At 39.3% G+C, this 20,744-nt stretch carries 18 protein-coding genes; 17 read left to right on the forward strand and 1 reads right to left on the reverse strand.

Going from position 1 to position 20,744, the window contains the following annotated elements; all coding sequences use genetic code 11:
* Positions 1-7: 7 nt before the first annotated feature.
* The 5 genes from MHB44_RS05380 (at position 8) to MHB44_RS05400 (ending at position 5,649) form a co-directional block, all read left to right on the forward strand.
* Complete coding sequence (locus MHB44_RS05380) at positions 8-1,666, forward strand: peptide ABC transporter substrate-binding protein (RefSeq protein ID WP_341301877.1); 1,659 nt, start codon at positions 8-10, stop codon at positions 1,664-1,666.
* Positions 1,667-1,811: 145 nt separating this feature from the next.
* Positions 1,812-2,741, forward strand: coding sequence for an ABC transporter permease (locus MHB44_RS05385; protein WP_341301878.1), 930 nt, complete (start codon positions 1,812-1,814; stop codon positions 2,739-2,741).
* Positions 2,741-3,661 (forward strand): ABC transporter permease, encoded by a 921-nt coding sequence (locus MHB44_RS05390; RefSeq protein WP_341301879.1) that lies wholly within the window; start codon positions 2,741-2,743, stop codon positions 3,659-3,661. The genes MHB44_RS05385 and MHB44_RS05390 overlap by 1 nt, the downstream gene beginning before the upstream one ends.
* A gap of 13 nt (positions 3,662-3,674) precedes the next feature.
* Positions 3,675-4,730, forward strand: a complete 1,056-nt coding sequence (locus tag MHB44_RS05395; RefSeq protein WP_341301880.1) for an ABC transporter ATP-binding protein — start codon at positions 3,675-3,677, stop codon at positions 4,728-4,730.
* Positions 4,723-5,649, forward strand: a complete 927-nt coding sequence (locus tag MHB44_RS05400; RefSeq protein ID WP_341301881.1) for an ATP-binding cassette domain-containing protein — start codon at positions 4,723-4,725, stop codon at positions 5,647-5,649. Before MHB44_RS05395 ends, MHB44_RS05400 begins: the two co-directional genes overlap by 8 nt.
* Before the next feature lie 141 nt (positions 5,650-5,790).
* Here the strand turns inward: MHB44_RS05400 and MHB44_RS05405 are convergent, their stop codons facing one another.
* Positions 5,791-7,485, reverse strand: coding sequence for an NFACT RNA binding domain-containing protein (locus MHB44_RS05405; RefSeq protein WP_341301882.1), 1,695 nt, complete (start codon positions 7,483-7,485; stop codon positions 5,791-5,793).
* A 261-nt stretch (positions 7,486-7,746) separates the two neighbouring features.
* On the opposite strand from MHB44_RS05405, the gene MHB44_RS05410 reads away from it, so the two are divergent.
* The 12 genes from MHB44_RS05410 to rsgA all read left to right on the forward strand — a co-directional run bounded on the left by MHB44_RS05410 (position 7,747) and on the right by rsgA (position 20,742).
* Positions 7,747-8,622 (forward strand): YicC/YloC family endoribonuclease, encoded by an 876-nt coding sequence (locus MHB44_RS05410; protein ID WP_341301883.1) that lies wholly within the window; start codon positions 7,747-7,749, stop codon positions 8,620-8,622.
* Positions 8,623-8,664: 42 nt separating this feature from the next.
* Positions 8,665-9,282 carry a guanylate kinase gene (gmk, locus tag MHB44_RS05415; RefSeq protein WP_053993871.1) on the forward strand — a complete coding sequence of 206 codons (618 nt, stop codon included), beginning with the start codon at positions 8,665-8,667 and terminating at the stop codon, positions 9,280-9,282.
* Between the two features lie 4 nt (positions 9,283-9,286).
* Complete coding sequence (rpoZ, locus tag MHB44_RS05420) at positions 9,287-9,514, forward strand: DNA-directed RNA polymerase subunit omega (RefSeq protein WP_341301884.1); 228 nt, start codon at positions 9,287-9,289, stop codon at positions 9,512-9,514.
* Between the two features lie 200 nt (positions 9,515-9,714).
* A complete protein-coding gene (gene coaBC / locus MHB44_RS05425) occupies positions 9,715-10,719 on the forward strand; it encodes a bifunctional phosphopantothenoylcysteine decarboxylase/phosphopantothenate--cysteine ligase CoaBC (RefSeq protein WP_341301885.1) in 1,005 nt (334 codons plus the stop codon).
* Positions 10,716-13,127 (forward strand): primosomal protein N', encoded by a 2,412-nt coding sequence (gene priA / locus MHB44_RS05430; protein ID WP_341301886.1) that lies wholly within the window; start codon positions 10,716-10,718, stop codon positions 13,125-13,127. Before coaBC ends, priA begins: the two co-directional genes overlap by 4 nt.
* Before the next feature lie 40 nt (positions 13,128-13,167).
* On the forward strand, positions 13,168-13,665 hold the full coding sequence (def, locus tag MHB44_RS05435; protein ID WP_341301887.1) for a peptide deformylase: 498 nt from the start codon (positions 13,168-13,170) through the stop codon (positions 13,663-13,665).
* Position 13,666: 1 nt separating this feature from the next.
* A complete protein-coding gene (fmt, locus tag MHB44_RS05440) occupies positions 13,667-14,608 on the forward strand; it encodes a methionyl-tRNA formyltransferase (RefSeq protein WP_341301888.1) in 942 nt (313 codons plus the stop codon).
* Complete coding sequence (gene rsmB, locus MHB44_RS05445; protein WP_341301889.1) at positions 14,605-15,966, forward strand: 16S rRNA (cytosine(967)-C(5))-methyltransferase RsmB; 1,362 nt, start codon at positions 14,605-14,607, stop codon at positions 15,964-15,966. Before fmt ends, rsmB begins: the two co-directional genes overlap by 4 nt.
* Complete coding sequence (rlmN, locus tag MHB44_RS05450) at positions 15,966-17,108, forward strand: 23S rRNA (adenine(2503)-C(2))-methyltransferase RlmN (RefSeq protein ID WP_341301890.1); 1,143 nt, start codon at positions 15,966-15,968, stop codon at positions 17,106-17,108. Before rsmB ends, rlmN begins: the two co-directional genes overlap by 1 nt.
* A 6-nt stretch (positions 17,109-17,114) precedes the next feature.
* Positions 17,115-17,864 (forward strand): Stp1/IreP family PP2C-type Ser/Thr phosphatase, encoded by a 750-nt coding sequence (locus tag MHB44_RS05455; protein ID WP_341302924.1) that lies wholly within the window; start codon positions 17,115-17,117, stop codon positions 17,862-17,864.
* Positions 17,865-17,866: 2 nt separating this feature from the next.
* Positions 17,867-19,846: a Stk1 family PASTA domain-containing Ser/Thr kinase gene (pknB, locus tag MHB44_RS05460; RefSeq protein ID WP_341301891.1), complete on the forward strand. Its 1,980-nt coding sequence runs from the start codon at positions 17,867-17,869 to the stop codon at positions 19,844-19,846.
* A gap of 11 nt (positions 19,847-19,857) precedes the next feature.
* Positions 19,858-20,742 (forward strand): ribosome small subunit-dependent GTPase A, encoded by an 885-nt coding sequence (rsgA, locus tag MHB44_RS05465; protein ID WP_341301892.1) that lies wholly within the window; start codon positions 19,858-19,860, stop codon positions 20,740-20,742.
* The last annotated feature ends 2 nt before the right edge of the window (positions 20,743-20,744 follow it).

Consider the following 20,744-nt stretch of genomic DNA (forward strand, 5'->3'; position numbering starts at 1 on the left):
ATTCACTATGAATAAAAACAAAAAGTTTTTATTATTAACAGTCCTTGCAGTATTTTCACTAGTACTTGCTGCATGTGGCTTCGGTGGAGATTCGTCTGATAAATCAAAAGACGATAGTAAAGATTCTGGTTCAACTGAAACATCTTCATCAGGTGGCGAATTAAACTTAGTAGTAGCTTCTGAGCCGCCATCATTGCATCCAGGATTAGCAACAGACACAACTTCTAGTGCTATTCTTACAAATGTATTTGAAAATTTAACTACACTAGATGCAGATGCTAAACCAGTAGCTGCTGCCGCATCTGACTGGAAGATTAGCGATGACCAAAAAACATACACATTCACATTACGTGATAATAAATGGTCGAACGGAGATCCAGTAACTGCTGGTGACTTTGAATATGCTTGGAAATGGGCATTAAACCCAGACAATCTTTCTGAGTATGCTTCAATCTTTTTCCCGATTAAAGGCGCTGCTGCTTACAACGAAGGTACAGGCTCTGCTGATGAGGTAGGCATTAAAGCGGAGGATGACAAAACTTTAGTTGTTACTTTAGAAAACCCAACACCTTACTTCTTAGAGTTAACAGCATTCAAAACATATGCACCGTTAAATCAAAAAGTAGTTGAAGGTAATGAAAACTGGTACACTGATGCTGGTGATGACTATGTAACAAACGGACCATTCACGCTAGGTGAATGGAGACATAATGATACAATTGTATTAAAGAAAAACCCAGAATACTGGGATGCTGATAAAGTATCTTTAGAAACAGTTAATATTGGTATGGTTGAATCTGAAACAACTGCTGCTACAATGTTTAAAGCTGGCGAAATCAGCTATCTAGGCGCTCCATACCAAAGTGTTGCGCTTGATGTAATTGACGAATTTAAAGCTGATGGTTCGTTAAATATTGCTGACCAAGCTTCTGTATATGTCTATAAACTAAATACAAAAGATAAAATCACTGGAAACGCTAACATTCGTAAAGCGTTAACATTAGCAATGGATCGTCAAGGTTTAATTGACAATATTACTAAAGGGGAGCAAAAACCTGCTTTAGGCATGGTGCCAATTGCTGTTAGTGGCTTTGAAGAGGACCGTGGTTACTTCAAGGATCATGATATTGAAGGCGCGAAAGCTGCACTTGAAGCTGGTATGCAAGAACTTGGTATTAAAGATCCATCAGAAATCACTGTTAATATTTCTTTCAATACAAGTGAGGCACATGCTGCGATCGCTCAATTTATTCAAGAGAGCTGGACGAAAAACCTTGGTATTAAGGTAGGTCTTGATAACTCAGAATGGCAAGTTTACCTAGAGAAGCTTAACCAATTAGACTACCAAGCTGGACGTCTAGGTTGGGTTGGTGACTACAATGATGCGTATACATTCTTAGAAATGTATGACACTGCTGACAACGGTAATAATGATACTGGCTGGGAAAACCCAGAATACAAAAAATTATTAGATCAATCTAATTTAGAAACAGATCCAGCTAAACGTCTTGAGCTTCTAAAACAAGCTGAGGCACTTATAATGTCTGAATTCCCTGTTGCACCTATCTACTACTACACAAATCTTTCTGTAGTACAAGATAACGTGAAAAACATGCAAGCAGATGTTCTTGGTAACATTCCACTTAAAGAGGTTGTAGTAGAATAAAAATAATTATTCATATTATTTTATTTCGTTTTTTAGCTCTACAGCGAAGAGCTGCCTCGTAGCCACTTCGGCACGAGTCAGCTCTTTTTAAAATACGAAGGCATATATTTGTCTGACAATTGACAAATAGAAGGAGGAGTTTTATGTGATTAAATATATTTTGAAAAGGCTGATGTATATACTTCTCGCGCTTTTCGTCATCGTAACGGTTACGTTTTTCTTAATGCGTCTCGCTCCTGGTAGTCCATTTGCGAGTGAACGTAATTTCCCACCTCAAATTGAGGAGAAGTTAAACGAAACGTATGGATTAAATAACCCTTGGTATATACAATATAAAGATTATTTAATCGATACGGCCACTTTCAATTTCGGTGAATCCATGAAATATAAAGCGCGTTCTACAAATGATATGATTTCTGAAAGTTTCCCTGTTTCATTAACTTTAGGGATTGAAGCTATGCTATTGGCAATTGGATTCGGTATTTTAATTGGCGTAGTTTCCGCGCTATATCATAATAAGTTCCCGGATTATTTGGCAACGTCCTTTGCGGTGCTATTTATTTCAGTACCTTCATTTATTTTAGCAGGTTTAATGCAGTATTTCTTAGCCTATAAGCTAGGTTGGTTCCCAATCAGTGGATGGAAGGGCTTTGGTTATAGTATATTACCAGCCTTTGCAATTGCTTTAACCCATATGGGCTTTATTGCAAAATTAACACGTTCAAGTATGCTTGAGCAAAACAATAGTGATTATGTTAAAATGGCTCGTGCCAAAGGGATTGGGAAATGGACAATCGTATTCCGTCATACATTACGAAATGCTCTGCTGCCAGTCGTTACTTACCTTGGCCCATTAACAGCAGCTGTTGTAACAGGTAGTTTTATTGTTGAACAAATTTTCGCTATTCCTGGACTTGGAAAACACTTCGTGCAAAGTATTACAAACCGTGATTATACAGTGATTATGGGTACGACTGTGTTCTATTCCATTATCCTTTTATTTGCGGTATTAATCGTTGATATTTTATATAGTGTGATTGATCCGCGTATTAAATTGAAAGGAGCGAAAAAATAATGACACAGCAACAAATTGACAAAGCTAAGTTTAAAATTGTTGGTGGTAATCATGAAGCAACGGAAAAATTAGCTGATAAATCCGTCTCCTTTTGGAAAGAAGTATGGGTCCGTTTCTCTCATAATAAAATGGCCATCGTAGGGATAATTATTTTAATCATTGTTATTTTAATGGCTACTTTTGTACCAATGTTTTCGCAGTACAAAGCAAGTGATCAGCTAGGTGTTTACAATGCACCACCATCTGCACAATTTTGGTTTGGAACAGATGATCTTGGGCGTGATATTTTCGTTCGTATTTGGGAAGGGGCTCGTATTTCCCTCTTTATCGGAATTGCAGCAGCGATTATTGATTTAATTATCGGTGTTATTTGGGGCAGTATTTCAGGTTTAGCAGGTGGTCGTGTTGATAATATTATGATGCGTATTGCCGATGTTTTAACAGCTGTACCTTACCTATTAGTGGTAATCGTCTTACTAGTTGTTATGCAGCCTGGTTTAATCCCAATGATTGTTGCTCTATCAATTACTGGTTGGATTAATATGGCTCGTATTGTGCGTGGTGAAGTATTATCCATTAAAAATCAAGAATACGTTCTTGCCGCTCGTACATTAGGGGCTAGCACAGGTCATTTAATTATCAAACATTTAATTCCGAATGCTTTAGGTGCCATTTTAGTAACGATGACATTAACAATTCCATCTGCTATTTTCACTGAATCATTCTTAAGTTATCTTGGTCTTGGGGTTCCTGCTCCAACAGCTTCTTGGGGAACAATGGCATCTGAAGGCAATAAAGCGATTACAAATGCTCCATGGCGTTTAATTTTCCCAGCATTATTTATCTCGCTAACAATCTTTGCATTTAATGCTGTCGGTGATGGCTTACGTGATGCACTAGATCCAAAACTACGTAAATAAGGAGGTGGCCGTAATGAGTAAAACAATTTTAGAGGTAAAAGATTTAAAAATTAACTTTAAGACCTATGCAGGGCTTGTTCATGCTGTCCGTGGTGTTACCTTTGATTTAAAGGAGGGTGAAACGCTCGCTATAGTAGGTGAATCAGGCTCTGGTAAAAGTGTTACGAGTAATGCATTAATGAAACTAATTCCACAGCCACCTGGTATTTATGCGTCAGGACAAATTTTATTTAATGGCCGTGATTTAGTGCCCCTAACAGATAAGGAAATGTCGAAGGTACGTGGAAATGAAATTGCAATGATTTTCCAAGATCCAATGACAAGCTTAAATCCAACGATGAAGGTCGGACGTCAAATAACTGAAGTAATCTTGCAGCACAAAAAAGTTTCCAAAGCGGATGCCAAAAATCGTGCGATTGAGCTTTTAACACAGGTAGGTATTCCCTTTCCTGAAAAACGCTATAACCAATACCCACATGAGTTTTCAGGTGGTATGCGTCAACGTGTTGTTATTGCTATCGCTCTTGCTGCTGATCCTAAGCTATTAATTGCCGATGAGCCGACAACAGCCTTAGATGTAACAATTCAGGCGCAAATTTTAGAGCTAATGAAAGAAATTCAAAAAAACTCGAAAACATCTATTATTTTCATTACACACGATTTAGGGGTTGTGGCAAACATTGCTGATCGTGTAGCAGTCATGTATGCTGGACAAATCGTAGAATATGGTACTGTGAATGATATTTTCTATAATCCAAAGCATCCTTACACATGGGGTCTGCTTGGTTCAATGCCTGATTTAGATAATGATACGGACGAGCTATTACGTACGATTCCAGGCTCACCACCAGATCTTACGAATCCGCCGAAAGGTGATGCATTTGCAGCTCGTAACGAGTATGCTATGGCGATTGATTACGAACAAGAGCCACCAATGTTCCAAGTAAGTGAAACACATTTTGCAAAAACTTGGTTGTTGCATCCTGATGCACCAAAGGTTCCTATTCCTGATGCGGTTGCTAAACGTATTGAAGGGTATTTAGCAAAGGGGGCACAAGAAAATGACTAAACCTCGTGCGAAAAAAATTCTTGAAATCAAAAATTTAAAACAGCATTTTGGTTCGCCAAGTAATCCTATCAAAGCTGTAGATGGTATTAGCTTCGATGTTTACGAAGGTGAAACGCTTGGTCTTGTGGGTGAATCAGGCTGTGGTAAATCAACAACGGGTCGTTCTATTATTCGCCTATATGACATTACTGATGGCGAGATTATTTTCGATGGCGAAAATGTTCATGGAAAGAAATCAAAAAGTGAGTTAAAGAAATTCAATCGTCAAATGCAAATGATTTTCCAAGACCCTTATGCGTCATTAAATCCTCGTATGACAGCGGGTGAAATTATTGGTGAAGCCTTTGATATTCATGGTTTACACAAGGATAAAAAAGTACGCCGTGAAAAAATCAATCAGCTACTAGAGGCTGTTGGTTTAAACAAAGAGCACGCGAATCGTTACGCACATGAATTCTCAGGTGGTCAACGTCAACGTATTGGGATTGCTCGTGCATTAAGCTTAGACCCTAAGTTTATTATTGCCGATGAGCCGATTTCAGCGCTTGATGTATCGATTCAAGCACAGGTTGTTAACTTATTAAAACAACTTCAAAAAGAGCGTGGCTTAACATACCTATTTATTGCTCATGATTTATCCATGGTAAAATATATCAGTGATCGTATTGCTGTTATGTATCGCGGTAAAATTATGGAAATTGGTAAGGCAGATGATATTTACAATCATCCTGTACATCCATATACAAAATCTTTATTATCAGCGATTCCACTTCCTGATCCATTATCGGAAAAAAGTCGTCAGCGTATTCCGTACAAGCATACAGAAATGGATGATAGTGCCACATACCATGAAGTAGGCGACCAGCATTATGTGTATGGTACTGCTGACCTTGTCAAAACATGGGTTGCAAATCGATAAATAAGAAACTCCTATCAACAGTTCAAACCTGTGATAGGAGTTTTTTGTGGAGAGTTTAATGAAAATAATCGTTTAGAAATGTTAGTATATATTGGTAATCTTTATTTGGAAAATAATTGAATTAAGAAATTATACTGCATATTATGATTGTTTCTTTAACTGTAAAATCACCGCTTCATCAGGGTCGATATACAATGTTTTTTGCTCGAAATAAATAACAAAACCAGGCTTCGCGCCGTTTGGTTTTTTCACCTGACGAATTTCTGTGTAATCCACAGGCACAGAGGAAGAATCTCGTGCTTTAGAGAAATATGCTGCTAGTATAGCCGCCTCACGTAATGTTGTTTCATCAGGCTCACTTGCATGAATTACAACATGGGAGCCTGGAATATCCTTTGTATGCAGCCAAATATCTGTACGTTTCGCTAGCTTAAATGTCAGCATATCATTTTGCTTATTGTTCTTGCCAACAGAGATGGCTATACCTGTAGAGGACAGATAGCGTTCAGGCTCAGGCTTCACTGGTTTTTTCTTTTTCTTGGCATGACGTAATTTTAAGTAACCTTGCTCTGCTAGCTCTTCACGGATTTCCTCAATATCGCCAGGAGAAGCTTGTTGAACTTGCTGTGCGAGCATTTCAAAGTAAGCAATCTCTTCCTTTGTTTTTTCAAGCTGCTCTTGCACCATAATCAAAGCATTTTTTGCTTTTGTATATTTTGTGTAATAGCTTTGAGCATTTTCAATTGGGGTTTTGCGCTCACTGATCGGAATGGTAATTTCCTCGCCAGTTTCGCTATAGTAATTTGTAACAGTTACTTCTTTTGCGCCCTTGTCAAAGGCATAAATATTTGCCATTAATAGCTCACCATATAATTGGAATTGATCGAGCTTAGAGGCACGCTCATAATCCTTCGTCAGCTTTTTCGTTTTTAAGGCTAGTTTATCAATTTCATTTTGTAGCCATCGTTCTAAATCACCTGCCTGCTGTTTCACACGATCTCGCTCTGCACGTGCAAAAAATACACGATCTAATAATGCATGAACATTTGGATAAACGGTTACCTCTCCCTGTAAATGAGTTAATTCGATAGGAGAAAAGTAGGTTTTACGGTTTGCAAGCACGTACATAGGCTTTATGCCACCGTTCGCAAAGGATGTCATAAACTCTCTAAAACATGCAATTGTATTTGAGGCTGTTGCTAGTCGAGACACTAATTCCTCCGCATGAAGAGGCGAAAAGCCTGCAAACTGTGCCACAACTTCTTTCACGTTTTTAAGCTCAGCAAAAAATAGAGTGAGTTCTTCATCTGTTACGGTTAAAGGATTCCATTTATGCTGTGTGGGTGGGGCAATATAGGGCTGACCAGGTAGCACCGTTCGAAAGCTATTTACAGATGGGGGTAAGTGCTTTAAACTATCAATAATTTTTCCCTGCTCCTGATCAATTAATAGCAAATTACTATGTCTACCCATAATTTCAGCATGCAATTCCCTAACAATTGGGTCACCAATTTCATTTTTACTGTTGATTTCTACTATTATAATGCGATCAAAATCATGCTGTTTAATGGAAGCAATAAAGCCCCCCTCTAAATGTTTGCGTAATAGCATACAAAACATTGGAGGTTCTGCTGGATTATCAATTGTTTGCTCCGTCAAATGGACGCGCGCATAGGAAGAGTGAATGGAAAAAAGTAATTTATGATTTTTTCCATTTGCACGAATGTGTAAAATAACCTCTTGAGCGTTTGGTTGATGTATTTTTGTAATGCGACCTGTGACAAGCTGTTGTAGGTCGGCTGTTATTGAATAAGTAAATAAGCCATCAAATGCCATATGAATTCCTCTTTCCAACGATATCAAGCATCTTGGTACTTTCGTATTTTTTCATCATGCAATAGCTTTCACGGTTATCAAAGTGTCCACCCATGCACGATTTGTATGTTTATCATAGCATTTTTTAGGTGAATATTAAAATATAGCTTCAATTGTGGTAGAATTAGCTTTTACTCTCCCCAATTTTTTTGGAAGAGGCGTTATAATTGACAGCGCATATGTTATAATAATCCCAGTATGCAAAGAAAGGTGTGACGAACCTTGGTGCGTAGTATGACTGGTTTTGGCAGAGGTGTCACAACAACTAGAAACTTTCAATTAACCGTAGAAATGCGATCGGTCAACCATCGTTTTTTAGAAATTAATGCAAAATTTCCGAAAGAGTGGCTTGAAGCAGAAATTTTTGCAAAGAAACTAATTTCTCAAGCTTTGTCACGAGGCAAAATTGATGTGATGGTATATGTGAAGGATTTAGATAATGTAGAGCAATCTATTGAAATTAATTGGTCATTAATTGAAGCGTATCGTAAGGCAAAAGAGCAATTAGCCAGTAAAGTACCATTGGAAGAAAAATGGACGATGCAAGAGCTTTTATCGCTAGAGCAAGCACTTGTACAACAAAAACCACAGCTTACACCAGAGGATTTACTGCAAGCTGTTGAACAAGCAATTTCACAAGCAATTGAACAGCTTGTACAAATGCGTGAGCGTGAAGGACAGGAATTGCAAGAGGTTGTTGTACAATATAAGAAACAGTTGATGGAGCAAGTGAATAAAATACGTTCATACTCCTCTCTGGCTGTTGAAAAATATCGTACACGTTTAGTAGAACGAATTGCTGAAGTTGCAGATGGCGCATTGCTAGAAGATCGCTTATTAGCTGAAGTAGCGATTTTTGCAGAACGAATCGATATCTCCGAAGAACTAGATCGATTAGAGAGTCATTTCAATCAGCTGAAGGAGACTTTGCTTGAAACTATTTCAGTTGGACGCAAATTAGATTTTTTAATGCAGGAAATTCATCGTGAGATTAATACAATTGGTTCGAAAAATCAATCAACAGAAGCAGCTGTTGCTGTTGTTCAGGCAAAAACAATATTAGAAAAGATGCGTGAGCAAGTTCAAAATATCGAATAACTGACACGTGTCTGTTATAAATTAAGGGAGATATAGGAATAAATGATAAAAGAACGTGGATTATTAATTGTTCTGTCTGGCCCATCTGGTGTAGGAAAAGGGACAGTGCGAAAAGAATTATTTTCTCAGCCGCATACGAATTATGAGTATTCCATCTCAATGACAACACGAAAACCTCGCGAAGGTGAAGTAGATGGTGTAGATTATTTTTTTAAGACACGTGAAGAATTTGAAGTGTTAATTGAACAGGGTGGCTTACTGGAGCACGCTGAATTTGTAGGGAACTACTATGGAACACCACTAGCCTATGTGAATGAAACACTGGATGCAGGTCGTGATGTATTTTTAGAAATTGAGGTACAGGGTGCAGCACAAATTCGCAAAAAAGCACCAGATGCCTTATTTATTTTCTTAGCCCCTCCAAGTTTAACGGAATTAAAAGATCGTTTAGTTGGACGTGGAACAGAAACAGAGGATATTATTGCAAAACGTATTGCCACTGCTAGTGAAGAGCTTGAAATGATGAGCCTGTACGACTATGTTGTGGAAAATGACGAAGTGACAAATGCCTGCGATCGTATTAATGCGATTATTAAAGCTGAGCATTGTCGTAGAGAACGTGTGGAAAAAAGATATTTGTCAATGTTGAGAGGAGAATAAACCCATGTTATATCCATCAGTAGATGCATTAAAAAAAGAAATTGATTCAAAGTATTCATTAGTGAGCCTTGCTTCTAAGCGTGCTCGTCAAATGCAAGAAGAGCCAGGTACAGATCGTTTGCACAAGTATGTATCTTACAAGTATGTAGGAAAAGCACTTGAAGAAGTAGCGGCAGGTGTACTGACAAAAGTATCACAGGATGAGTCAGCGGTATACGAAGACGAAATCTAACTTGGATGTCAAAAAGTCATTTTTAGTTGATTATCAAAGACTGGGTTTATAGGTATGGATGAAAATAAGCTTTAACCTTAGTACTGATAAAAGACGATGAATGCGAAAGTCTGTCCTAGACTTTGATTATACAGAATGCCGAGAAGCTCCCAGGGAAATTGTCCTTTGGGAGCTTATCATTTGAAAGGATGATACGTAGCATGAATAAAAATATTTTACTCTGTGTTTCAGGTGGGATTGCCGTATATAAGGCTGTCGCTCTTGTTAGTAAGCTGTCACAAGCAGGAGCCAATGTAAAAGTAATCATGACTGCCTCTGCTAAACAATTTGTCAATCCATTAAGCTTTCAAGTAATGTCCAAAAATGATGTTTATTTTGATACATTTGATGAAAAAAATTCCGATGTGATTGCTCATATTGACTTAGCAGATTGGGCTGATTTAATTTTAGTGGCACCAGCTACTGCTAATATTATTGGAAAAATCGCTAATGGTATTGCAGATGATATGGTCACAACAACACTACTTGCTACAACTGCACCTGTATGGCTTGCACCAGCAATGAATGTCCATATGTATGATCATCCAGCCGTGAAACGTAATATTGCTAGGCTAGCAGACGATGGCTATCAATTTATAGAACCATCGGAAGGCTTTTTGGCATGTGGCTATGTTGGCAAGGGACGTTTAGAGGAACCTGAAAAAATAACGGCTATTGTCAAGGATTATTTTGCTGAGAAGACGCAACCACTCGCAGGTCAAACTGTGGTAGTAGCAGTGGGTGCCTTACATGTACCATATGATGAACAGCATATTGTGAGTGCACCAGCGAATGGTATTATTGGGCAGGCTTTGGCTCATGAGGCAAGAGCACTTGGAGCACAGGTTGTCCAAATAGAAAATAGCAGTGTAAATCATTTTATGCAAAAGCTTGAGGAATATAAAGATCGAAATCCTCCAGTATTATTCATCCATGCGGCGAATGCACCAACCTTTGAAGGAACACCGCTTGTCTCGATAGAAGGTTTCAAGGCTATTACATTTGGTCAAAAGGTACAAGGCACTCCGATGTTAACAGTTATATCCGATAGCTGGATTGATTTTAGTGCACAAGCGCAGCTAGATGGACAGTTAGTAGATATAACAAATCCTACATTTTTTGCACAGGCCCTTTGGCGTCATCTTTTACAGGGTGAGGCGCAATGAATTTACTGATAGCAGAGATCATTGTAGATGTCTCTACGTACCATGTTGATCGTGCATTTGATTATCAAGTACCAGCAGAATGGATAAATGTGATAGAAACAGGCTGTCGAGTAAAGGTACCATTTGGAGCAAGAAGTGTTCTAGGCTTTGTAATTGGCTTGAAAAAGGAAACCGATGTACCGCTTCATAAATTAAAGCCGATCACGCAAATTTTAGATATGGAACCAGTGCTAACAGAGGAAATGCTACAAATGGCAGGATGGTTAAAAAATCACACGATTTGCTATGAAATTGATGCCTTGCAAGTGATGCTACCATCAGCGCTTCGTGCAAAATATGAAAAAATTATTAAGCTACAAGAGCCACAAAATTTACCAGAGGAAGTGCAAGCTATATTCGGCAAGCGTCAGCAGGCTAATTTTAAAGAGTTTGAGCGAGCAGGCTTACTTCCTTTATTAAAGCAGCTAGTTGCGCAAGAAAGCGTGACAATTGACAATATTGTGAAGCAGCAAGGCAATGTGAAAGAGATAAGAATGGTGAAGATTACAGAGGATCAGCACCTTATTGAAAAAGTGATTGAACAATCATCAAGAGCAGTGAAACAGCGCCTTCTTTTGCAATGGATGTGTCAGCATCTAGGTGACGTTTTATCACCACAACAAATTTATAATGAAACAGGCGTCTCCTCATCAGTGTTAGAGGCAGTGATTGCCAAAGGAGCTGCTCAATTTATTCGAGAGGAAGTATACCGTGACCCATTTACAAAGGAGGTTTCACGGACGTATTCTTTACAACTAACAGAGGAGCAAGTCATTGCCCTCCAAGCGATTACAGCCGCCATGGAAGAACCAAAAGGACAGACATTTTTATTGCATGGTGTCACAGGGAGTGGTAAGACCGAGATTTATTTGCAGTCCATACAAAAGGTGTTAGAGGAAGGCAAAGAAGCAATTATGCTGGTCCCTGAAATTTCTTTAACACCGCAAATGACAGAGCGGTTTCGTAGCCGCTTTGGAGAGATGGTCGCAGTGATGCATAGTGGCTTATCTGTTGGGGAGAAGTATGATGAATGGCGAAAAATCCAGCAGGGGAAGGTCAAGGTAGTGGTAGGTGCTCGCTCTGCTATTTTTGCCCCCTTTACCAATATAGGGCTTATTATTTTGGATGAGGAGCATGAATCCACCTATAAGCAGGAAGACTCTCCACGCTACCATGCGAGGGATATCGCTATTTGGCGCAGTGAATTTTATCAATGTCCTGTGATTTTAGGCAGTGCAACGCCAGCATTAGAATCCTATGCTAGAGCGAAAAAGGGCGTTTATACACTTCTTTCGTTAAAACGTCGCGCATTACATCAAACACTACCAACTGTTTTTATTGCCGACATGCGTGAGGAGCTGCGACAAGGAAATCGTTCTATGTTCTCAATATCACTTATTGAGGCTATGCGTGCAAGGCTGGAAAAGAAGGAACAAATGGTATTATTTTTAAATCGTCGAGGCTATTCGTCATTTGTACTATGTCGAGATTGTGGTACAGTGGTACAATGCCCAAATTGTGATATTTCTTTAACCTATCATCGAACAACAGAGAAATTGAAATGTCATTATTGTGGCTATGAGGAGCATATTCCTCAGACATGTCCACAATGTCAAAGTGATCATATTCGTTATTTTGGTACAGGTACCCAAAAGGTGGAAGAGGAAATCTATAAGCTATTTCCCGAAGCAAGGGTATTGCGGATGGATGTGGACACAACAAGGCATAAAGGGGCACATGAGGAAATACTGCAAACATTTGGCGAGGGACAGGCAGATATTTTACTTGGAACGCAGATGATTGCAAAAGGGCTTGATTTTCCTAATATTACGCTTGTCGGTGTGCTCAGTGCCGATACGTCGCTCCATTTACCAGATTACCGTGCAGCAGAGCGTACATTTCAGCTATTAACACAGGTCAGTGGCAGGGCTGGCCGACATAACAAGCCGGGAGAAGTAATTATTCAAACGTATACACCTGAGCATTATGCGATTGAATTAGCAAAAACGCAGGACTATGAGCCGTTCTATGAGCGAGAAATGTTTTTACGACGTCGTTCCAGCTATCCACCTTATTATTTTGTAGCACTTGTACAAATTTCGCATGAGGATGTGATGATGGCTGCCGAATATGCTGGACGTGTGGCAGATTGGCTTCGTGGAAATTTATCGAATCAGGCAGCCATTATTGGTCCGACAACGGCAAGTATTGCTCGACTTCAAAATAGATATCGTTATCAATGTTTGATAAAATATAAAATTGAACCAAATCTAATTTCAGTGTTACAGCGTTTGCTTGCGATGTATCGAGCAGAATGGATTAAACAAGGGATTTTAATGACGGTCGATTTAGACCCGTCTACTATATAGTGTATGAATAACAGTGTGATAGAAATGAGGAAATCGGAAAATGGCCATTAAAAAAGTAATTGAGCATCCAGCGCAGGTACTGTCAACACCGTGTGCAGAAGTAACAGAGATTAATGATGATCTGCTTACATTGCTGGATGATTTATATGACACAATGGTGGAATATGATGGTGTTGGTATTGCGGCACCGCAAATAAATGTAGGTTTACGCGTGGCGATTGTGGAGTTAGGTGAGGAACGCGATATTTTAGAAATGATTAATCCAACAGTTATTGAAACAGATGGAGCAGAAGTAGATATTGAGGGTTGCTTAAGCTTCCCAGGATTATATGGTGAGGTTGAGCGCCCTAGCTATGTAAAAATTGAAGCATGTGATCGTGAAGGGCGTGTCTATGAAGTAGAGGCAGGTGGCTTTGATGCTCGAGCCATTTTACATGAGATCGATCATTTAGATGGTGTGCTATTCGATGCAAAAATTAAGCGTATTGTCACAGCAGAAGAGCTTGAAGAACTGTATGCAGAAGAGGAGGAGGAATGATATGACATCAATTATTTTTATGGGGACACCTGACTTCTCCGCACCTATTTTACGTATGCTGCATGATGAGGGCTATACCATTAAAGCAGTTGTGACACAGCCGGATCGTCCAGTTGGGCGCAAGCGTGTATTAACGCCTCCTCCAGTAAAAGCGGCTGCCCTAGAGCTTGGATTACCAGTGATTCAGCCTGACAAGCTACGTGGCTCTGAGGAATTACAGCAAATTCTTGCCTTGCAGCCTGATTTAGTTGTCACAGCAGCATTTGGACAAATTTTGCCACGGGAATTACTGGATGCCCCTTCTCTTGGCTGTATCAATGTGCATGCTTCTCTATTACCAAAATATCGAGGAGGAGCGCCTATTCATCAAGCCGTGATAGATGGTGAAAAAGAAACAGGAGTCACGATTATGTATATGGCAGAAAAGCTTGATGCAGGTGATATTATCTCTCAAAAGGCAATTCCAATTGAAGAAAGCGATCATACAGGTAAGCTTTTTGAAAAACTCAGTATGGTTGGCTGTGAGCTATTAAAGGAGACACTTCCTTCTATTATTAACGGAACAAATAGCCGCACAGTGCAAGATGAAGCACAGGTCACATTTGCTGGCAATATTTCCAGAGAGCAAGAACGTATTGACTGGACGCAAGATGCCACAGCTTTATACAATCAAGTACGTGGTCTTCATCCATGGCCAGTCGCCTATACAACATTTGAGGATGGTAATTTTAAAATATGGTGGGCAACGATTGGCACTAATAAGCATGAGGCTATGCCAGGTACAGTGATTGCCATTGCAAAGGATCATTTTGAAGTAGCTGCTGGCAATGGAACAGCTCTCGCATTATATGATGTGCAGCCAGCGGGTAAAAAGCGCATGACAGCAGAGGAATATTTGCGTGGTACAGGTTCTAAATTACAGATTGGGGACCAATTTCAATGAGTAAAAAAAGTGTAGTGATTTGGGATGGCAATGTGCGAGATGCCGCACTTTCCATACTATTAGCAGTGGATAAAAATCAAGCTTATAGCAATCTATTGCTCAATGAAACGATTAAACGCCATAAAATAGAAGCGAAGGATCGCGCCTTATTAACTGAAATTACGTATGGACCATTACAGCATAAAATGACCCTTGATTATTATTTAGAGCCTTTTATTCGTGGTAAGGTAGATCATTGGGTGCGCTGGCTATTAAGAATATCGCTCTATCAAATGCATTATTTAACACGGATACCAGCACACGCTGCTGTCAACGAGGCTGTAGAAATTGCCAAGCGTCGAGGCCATCGTGGTATTGCTTCAACGGTCAATGGTATTTTACGATCCGTGCTACGGAATGGTGTTCGTGCTACAGGCGATATAGCAGATCCAATTGAACGTCTTGCCATTGAAACAAGCCATCCACACTGGCTAGTACAACGCTTTATTGATAACTATGGTATAGATGTCGCAACAGCAATGTTGCATGACAATAATGTGCCACCTGTACAAACGGTACGTGTTAATTTAACAAAGGCAACGGTTGCTCAAGCGATTGCTGAACTAGAAGCGGAAGGTTTAACAGCCAAACAAAGCGATGTTATACCAGAATGCTTACACATCACAAATGGTCAGCCAGCACGCACAAAAGCGTTTAAAGAAGGTATGATTACGATTCAAGATGAAAGCTCAATGATTCCAGCTAAAGTGTTAAATCCAGCTTCAGGTATGCGTGTTTTGGATATGTGTGCAGCTCCAGGAGGAAAAACAACACATTTAGCCGAAATAATGAACAATGAAGGTTCTATTTTAGCAACAGACCTTCATCCACATAAATTAGATTTAATCGACCATAATACAGAACGTCTAGGGCTTGCTATTGTCGAAACAGCCCCAATTGATGGACGGAAAGCATCAGAATTTTTACAAGCAGCGTCCTTTGATGCTATTTTAGTGGATGCTCCTTGTAGTGGTCTAGGAGTTATGCGACGTAAGCCTGATATTAAATATACCAAGCGAGAAGAAGACTTAGCAAGCTTGCAAAAGATACAATTAGCATTGCTAGATGCCGCAACAAAAGTGTTGAAAACAAATGGTAAGCTTGTGTACAGTACATGTACAGTCGATAAACAAGAAAATGAGGGCACTGTACAAGCCTTTTTAGCAGCGCATCCAGAAATGGTAGCGATACAACTAGAATCTTTACCAACAAAATTAGCGGAAAAGCAAGCAAATGGCATGCTTCAAGTCTTTCCACAGGACTTTGGCAGTGACGGTTTCTTCGTTGCCGCCTTTCGTAAAAAAGGAGAATCCAATTAATGGTGGATCAAGAGAGATTTAATGAACGTATTAATGATTTAGTGGAAGAAGCAGAGGACAAGCCCGTTCAACGTCGGAAAAAGGAAAAACCAAATTTAAAAGAATCTATTTACTCCTTACAACCATATCAATTAGAAGAATGGCTAAAGGAAAATGGTGAAAAGCCTTTCCGTGCTGCTCAAATTTTTGATTGGTTGTATAATAAACGAGTAAAAACCTTTGAAGAGATGTCAAACCTTTCAAAGAGCCTACGTGATAAGCTAACTGCTAACTTCGCATTAACAACATTATCAACGATTATTCAGCAAGAATCGAAGGATGGCACAATTAAGTTTTTATTTCAATTGCAGGATGGCTATTCTATTGAGACCGTGTTAATGCGCCATGAATATGGCAACTCTGTTTGTGTAACAACACAAGTAGGCTGTCGAATTGGCTGTACATTTTGTGCTTCTACTTTAGGCGGTTTAAAGCGACATTTATTAGCAGGCGAAATCGTGGAGCAAGTTGTTAAGGTACAGCAAACACTAGATGAGCTAGGTGAACGTGTATCACATATTGTTATTATGGGGATTGGCGAACCGTTCGATAACTATGATGCCATGATGAACTTCTTAAAGGTAATTAACCATGAAAAAGGGTTAAATATTGGAGCACGCCATATTACCGTGTCAACATCAGGCATTGTACCGAAAATTTATCAATTTGCTGATGAGCAGCTACAAATCAATTTTGCTGTATCACTACATGCCCCAAACCAAGAGGCCCGTCAAAAGCTAATGCCAATTGCACGTGCTTATAAATTGGATGAATTAATGGAAGCTGTGCGTTACTATACAAAAAAGACAGGCCGACGTGTTAGCTTTGAGTATGGGTTAATGTCTGGTGAAAATGATTCAGTGGAAATTGCAGAGGAATTATCGGCATTAATTAAAGGAATTAAATGTCATGTCAATTTAATTCCCGTCAACTATGTGCCAGAGCGTGATTATGTTCGTACAGCTCGTAGTCAAATTTTTGCCTTTGAAAAAACATTAAAGAAAAACGGCATTAACGTAACGATCCGCAGAGAGCAAGGTGCTGATATTGCAGCTGCATGTGGTCAATTACGTGCGCAAGAGAGAGCTGAGGAAACGAGGTGACCTGTGTTGGAATATACAGTCGAAAGTGATATTGGGTTAAAACGATCCATTAATGAAGACCGTGCTGCATTTTTTAAGCGTCCAGATGGGCTTGCACTAGCACTTGTAGCGGATGGCATGGGTGGTCATAATGCTGGCGATGTAGCGAGTGATATGGCAATCAAGCAGATGGAAACCTTTTTTTTACAGGCAGACACTCATCATTTTGTATCAAAAACATCAAAAAAAGAATGGTTATTGTATATAGTTAAGCAATTGAATAAAAATATTTATGACTATTCTTTATCACATGAAGACTGTAAAGGAATGGGCACAACGCTTATTGCGGTATTAATTGAAGGCCACCATTGCTCCATCGCACATGTTGGAGATAGTCGTGTGTATTATTTCTTTGAAGATGGCGCACAACAAATAACAAGAGATCATTCCTATGTCAATGTACTGGTGGAAAATGGTGAGATAAGCGAAGAAGAAGCTTTAACACATCCAAAGAAAAATTTTATCTTAAAAGCAATTGGTACAGAGGAAACCATTGAACCAGACTTTTATGAGGTCGATCTAGCTTCGCAATCGTATTTACTGATTTGTTCAGATGGATTAAGCAATAAATTAACAGTTTATGAAATGGCTTCGATTATTACGTACCCAGATTCTATCCAGGAAAAGGGGCGTAAACTTGTTGGATTAGCAAATGATAGCGGGGGAGAAGATAATATCTCCCTCGTCTTACTAACAAAAAGGGATGAGGAGGTGTAAGAATGCTTGTAGGGAAAAGAATTAGTGACCGCTATAAAATTTTAGGACTCATTGGTGGCGGAGGTATGTCAAATGTTTATTTAGCGCATGACATGATACTAAGCCGTGATGTCGCAATAAAGATATTGCGTTATGATTTTTCCAATGAGGAGGAATTGCATCGACGTTTTCAACGTGAGGCACTGTCTGCTACAAGTCTTACACACCCGAATATTGTTAGTATTTATGATGTAGGTGAGGATGGTGATCTACATTATATTGTGATGGAGTACGTCCAAGGAAAAACCTTAAAGCAGTACATACAAGAGTTTGCACCAATTTCTCCTGCGAGAAGTGTGCATATTATGAAGCAGTTAACCTCTGCTATTGCCAATGCGCATGAAAATCATATTATCCACCGTGATATTAAGCCGCAAAATATTTTAATGGATGCGGAGGGCAATGTAAAAATTACTGATTTTGGGATTGCGATGACGCTTAGTGCAACCTCCTTTACACAAACAAACTCTGTGCTTGGCACGGTCCATTATTTATCGCCAGAGCAAGCTCGTGGTGGAACGGCAACAAATAAATCGGATATCTATGCACTTGGTATTGTGTTATATGAATTATTAACAGGTGAATTGCCGTTTTCGGGCGAATCAGCCGTTTCAATTGCCCTCAAGCATTTACAGGCAGAAACACCGTCTGTTCGGGCTTTTGATGCAACCATTCCACAAAGCGTGGAAAATATAGTACTAAAAGCTACTGCCAAAGATGCCTCACATCGTTACAATACGGTAGAAGAAATGTATGAGGACTTGGAAACGGTGTTAGCACCCTCTCGTATTAATGAGCCAAAATTTGTTATCCCCATTGATGATGACATCACAAAAGCAATTCCCATTATTAAGGAACAGCCTTTGGAGAAAGAGGAAGACTTGGAAAAAACGAGAGCGATTGTACCTATTAAAGAAATGCCACCTGTAGAGCAGCCTAAAAAGCCAGCCAATAAGCCAGTACCTGCCAAAGCAAAGAAAAGATGGCCTTTATATATAGCTGGATTGCTTGTTGTCACAATAGCTGTTTTCTTATTCCTTCTCTATGCCACAGACTTATTTAGCCCGAAAAAAGAGGCGATTCCTGAAGTGGCTAATTTAACGGTTGATGAAGCAACAAAACGATTGGAAGAAGCAGGCTTTATTGTTAGTGAGGAGCATCAGGAGCGGAATTCTGAAGAAGTGGAAAAAGGTAAGGTAATTGAAACCGATCCACCATCAGGAACGCTGCGTGTAAAGGGCTCAGAAATTGATTTAGTCGTAAGCCAAGGTGCTGTAATGATGGTAGTGGGTAATTATGTGGGACAAAATATTCATCAGGTGGAAGCCTTATTAAAAGGGAAATTTTTAGAGGTCAACACAGAGTATATTTTTTCGAACGAACCAGAAGGGCGCATTATTGAACAAAGTATCCCTGCTAATGAAGAAGTAGTGGCACAGGATGAAGTCATCACGTTTAAAGTTAGTCAAGGCGTTCAAATGATACGTGTAGAAGATGTTGTCAATTATACAAAAGCTGATCTGGATGACTATGTGCAAAGAGTAGGCTTAAAATGGCGTGTTTCCCGCGAAGATTATCATGATACGATTCCCGCTGGCAGCGTAATATCTCAATTGACGAAAGCGGGCACTCAGGTTGAGGCAGGTTCAACAATATCCGTAGTTTTAAGTAAGGGGCCTGCTGAAAAACCTAACAAAACGCTTATAAAGACTGTGATGATTGAATATCTCGCTACAGAAGAAGAAATTGCACAAAACATTCGTGTTGAAATACAAGATAAAAATCATACAATGTCAGAGCCAGCGGATGAGTTTCCAATTTTAAGCGATACGCCTTACAAGATCCAGCTTGTCATTGAAGAAGGCAAGCAGGCAGGGTATCGTATTATTCGCGACTCAGAAATTATTCTCGAAGAAAAATTCAATTATGATGATGTGAACTAAGGAGGAATTGGATGGCGCAAGGCCAAATAAGAAAAGCATTAAGCGGCTATTATTATGTATATGATGGACATCAACTGATTCAATGTCGAGGACGTGGGGTATTTCGTAATCGTGGCGAATCCCCGCTTGTCGGCGATATTGTAGAGTATACAATGGAAACAGAAGGTTCAGATGGAACGATTCAAAAGATTTTAGAACGTCAAAATGAATTGGTGCGCCCGCCCATTGCTAATATTGATCAGGGGATTTTGGTATTTTCCGTCAAAGAACCCTATTTCAATACAGTTTTATTAGATCGTTTTTTAGTGGTTTTAGAATCATTCCGTGTACATCCTATTATTTGTTTAACAAAAATGGATTTACTAAAAAATGATGAACGTGAGGAATTACAAGGGTATATTAAGGATTATCAACAAATAGGCTATACCGTTCTACAAACTTATAAAGATGAAGAAGAATTAATTGAACGATTACAACCTATTTTAAAGGGTAAAACAACAGTATTAGCAGGGCAATCAGGTGTTGGTAAATCAACATTGCTCAATACATTAATTCCTGAATTAAATTTAAAAACAGGTATTATTTCACAAAGCTTAGGACGAGGTAAACATACAACCCGCCATGTTGAGCTTATTGAGGTTTGCGATGGTCTATTAGCAGATACACCTGGATTTAGCTCTTTTGATTTTGATGAGATTGAAAAAGAAGAGCTAGGCTTATGTTTTCCTGAAATGGCAAGACTAGCTGAGGATTGTAAATTCAGAGGCTGCCTGCACTTGAAGGAACCTAAATGTGCAGTGAAGGCAGCAGTAGAAGCAGGAGACATTCGTGACTACCGCTATAAGCATTATGAACAATTTATGCAAGAAATTATGGATCGAAAGCCGAGGTATTAACT

It is taken from the genome of Lysinibacillus sp. FSL H8-0500, from assembly GCF_038051955.1.
Taxonomy (GTDB): domain Bacteria; phylum Bacillota; class Bacilli; order Bacillales_A; family Planococcaceae; genus Lysinibacillus; species Lysinibacillus macroides.

Excerpts from the sequence above, each read along its gene's own strand:
- gmk (WP_053993871.1), top strand. The coding sequence starts at position 8,665 with ATGATAAAAGAACGTGGATTATTAATTGTTCTGTCTGGCCCATCTGGT.
- MHB44_RS05390 (WP_341301879.1), top strand. The coding sequence starts at position 2,741 with ATGACACAGCAACAAATTGACAAAGCTAAGTTTAAAATTGTTGGTGGT.
- rsgA (WP_341301892.1), top strand. The coding sequence starts at position 19,858 with ATGGCGCAAGGCCAAATAAGAAAAGCATTAAGCGGCTATTATTATGTA.
- MHB44_RS05395 (WP_341301880.1), top strand. The coding sequence starts at position 3,675 with ATGAGTAAAACAATTTTAGAGGTAAAAGATTTAAAAATTAACTTTAAG.
- coaBC (WP_341301885.1), top strand. The coding sequence starts at position 9,715 with ATGAATAAAAATATTTTACTCTGTGTTTCAGGTGGGATTGCCGTATAT.
- priA (WP_341301886.1), top strand. The coding sequence starts at position 10,716 with ATGAATTTACTGATAGCAGAGATCATTGTAGATGTCTCTACGTACCAT.
- rsmB (WP_341301889.1), top strand. The coding sequence starts at position 14,605 with ATGAGTAAAAAAAGTGTAGTGATTTGGGATGGCAATGTGCGAGATGCC.
- MHB44_RS05400 (WP_341301881.1), top strand. The coding sequence starts at position 4,723 with ATGACTAAACCTCGTGCGAAAAAAATTCTTGAAATCAAAAATTTAAAA.
- pknB (WP_341301891.1), top strand. The coding sequence starts at position 17,867 with ATGCTTGTAGGGAAAAGAATTAGTGACCGCTATAAAATTTTAGGACTC.
- def (WP_341301887.1), top strand. The coding sequence starts at position 13,168 with ATGGCCATTAAAAAAGTAATTGAGCATCCAGCGCAGGTACTGTCAACA.
- MHB44_RS05380 (WP_341301877.1), top strand. The coding sequence starts at position 8 with ATGAATAAAAACAAAAAGTTTTTATTATTAACAGTCCTTGCAGTATTT.
- rpoZ (WP_341301884.1), top strand. The coding sequence starts at position 9,287 with ATGTTATATCCATCAGTAGATGCATTAAAAAAAGAAATTGATTCAAAG.
- rlmN (WP_341301890.1), top strand. The coding sequence starts at position 15,966 with ATGGTGGATCAAGAGAGATTTAATGAACGTATTAATGATTTAGTGGAA.
- fmt (WP_341301888.1), top strand. The coding sequence starts at position 13,667 with ATGACATCAATTATTTTTATGGGGACACCTGACTTCTCCGCACCTATT.
- MHB44_RS05405 (WP_341301882.1), bottom strand. The coding sequence starts at position 7,485 with ATGGCATTTGATGGCTTATTTACTTATTCAATAACAGCCGACCTACAA.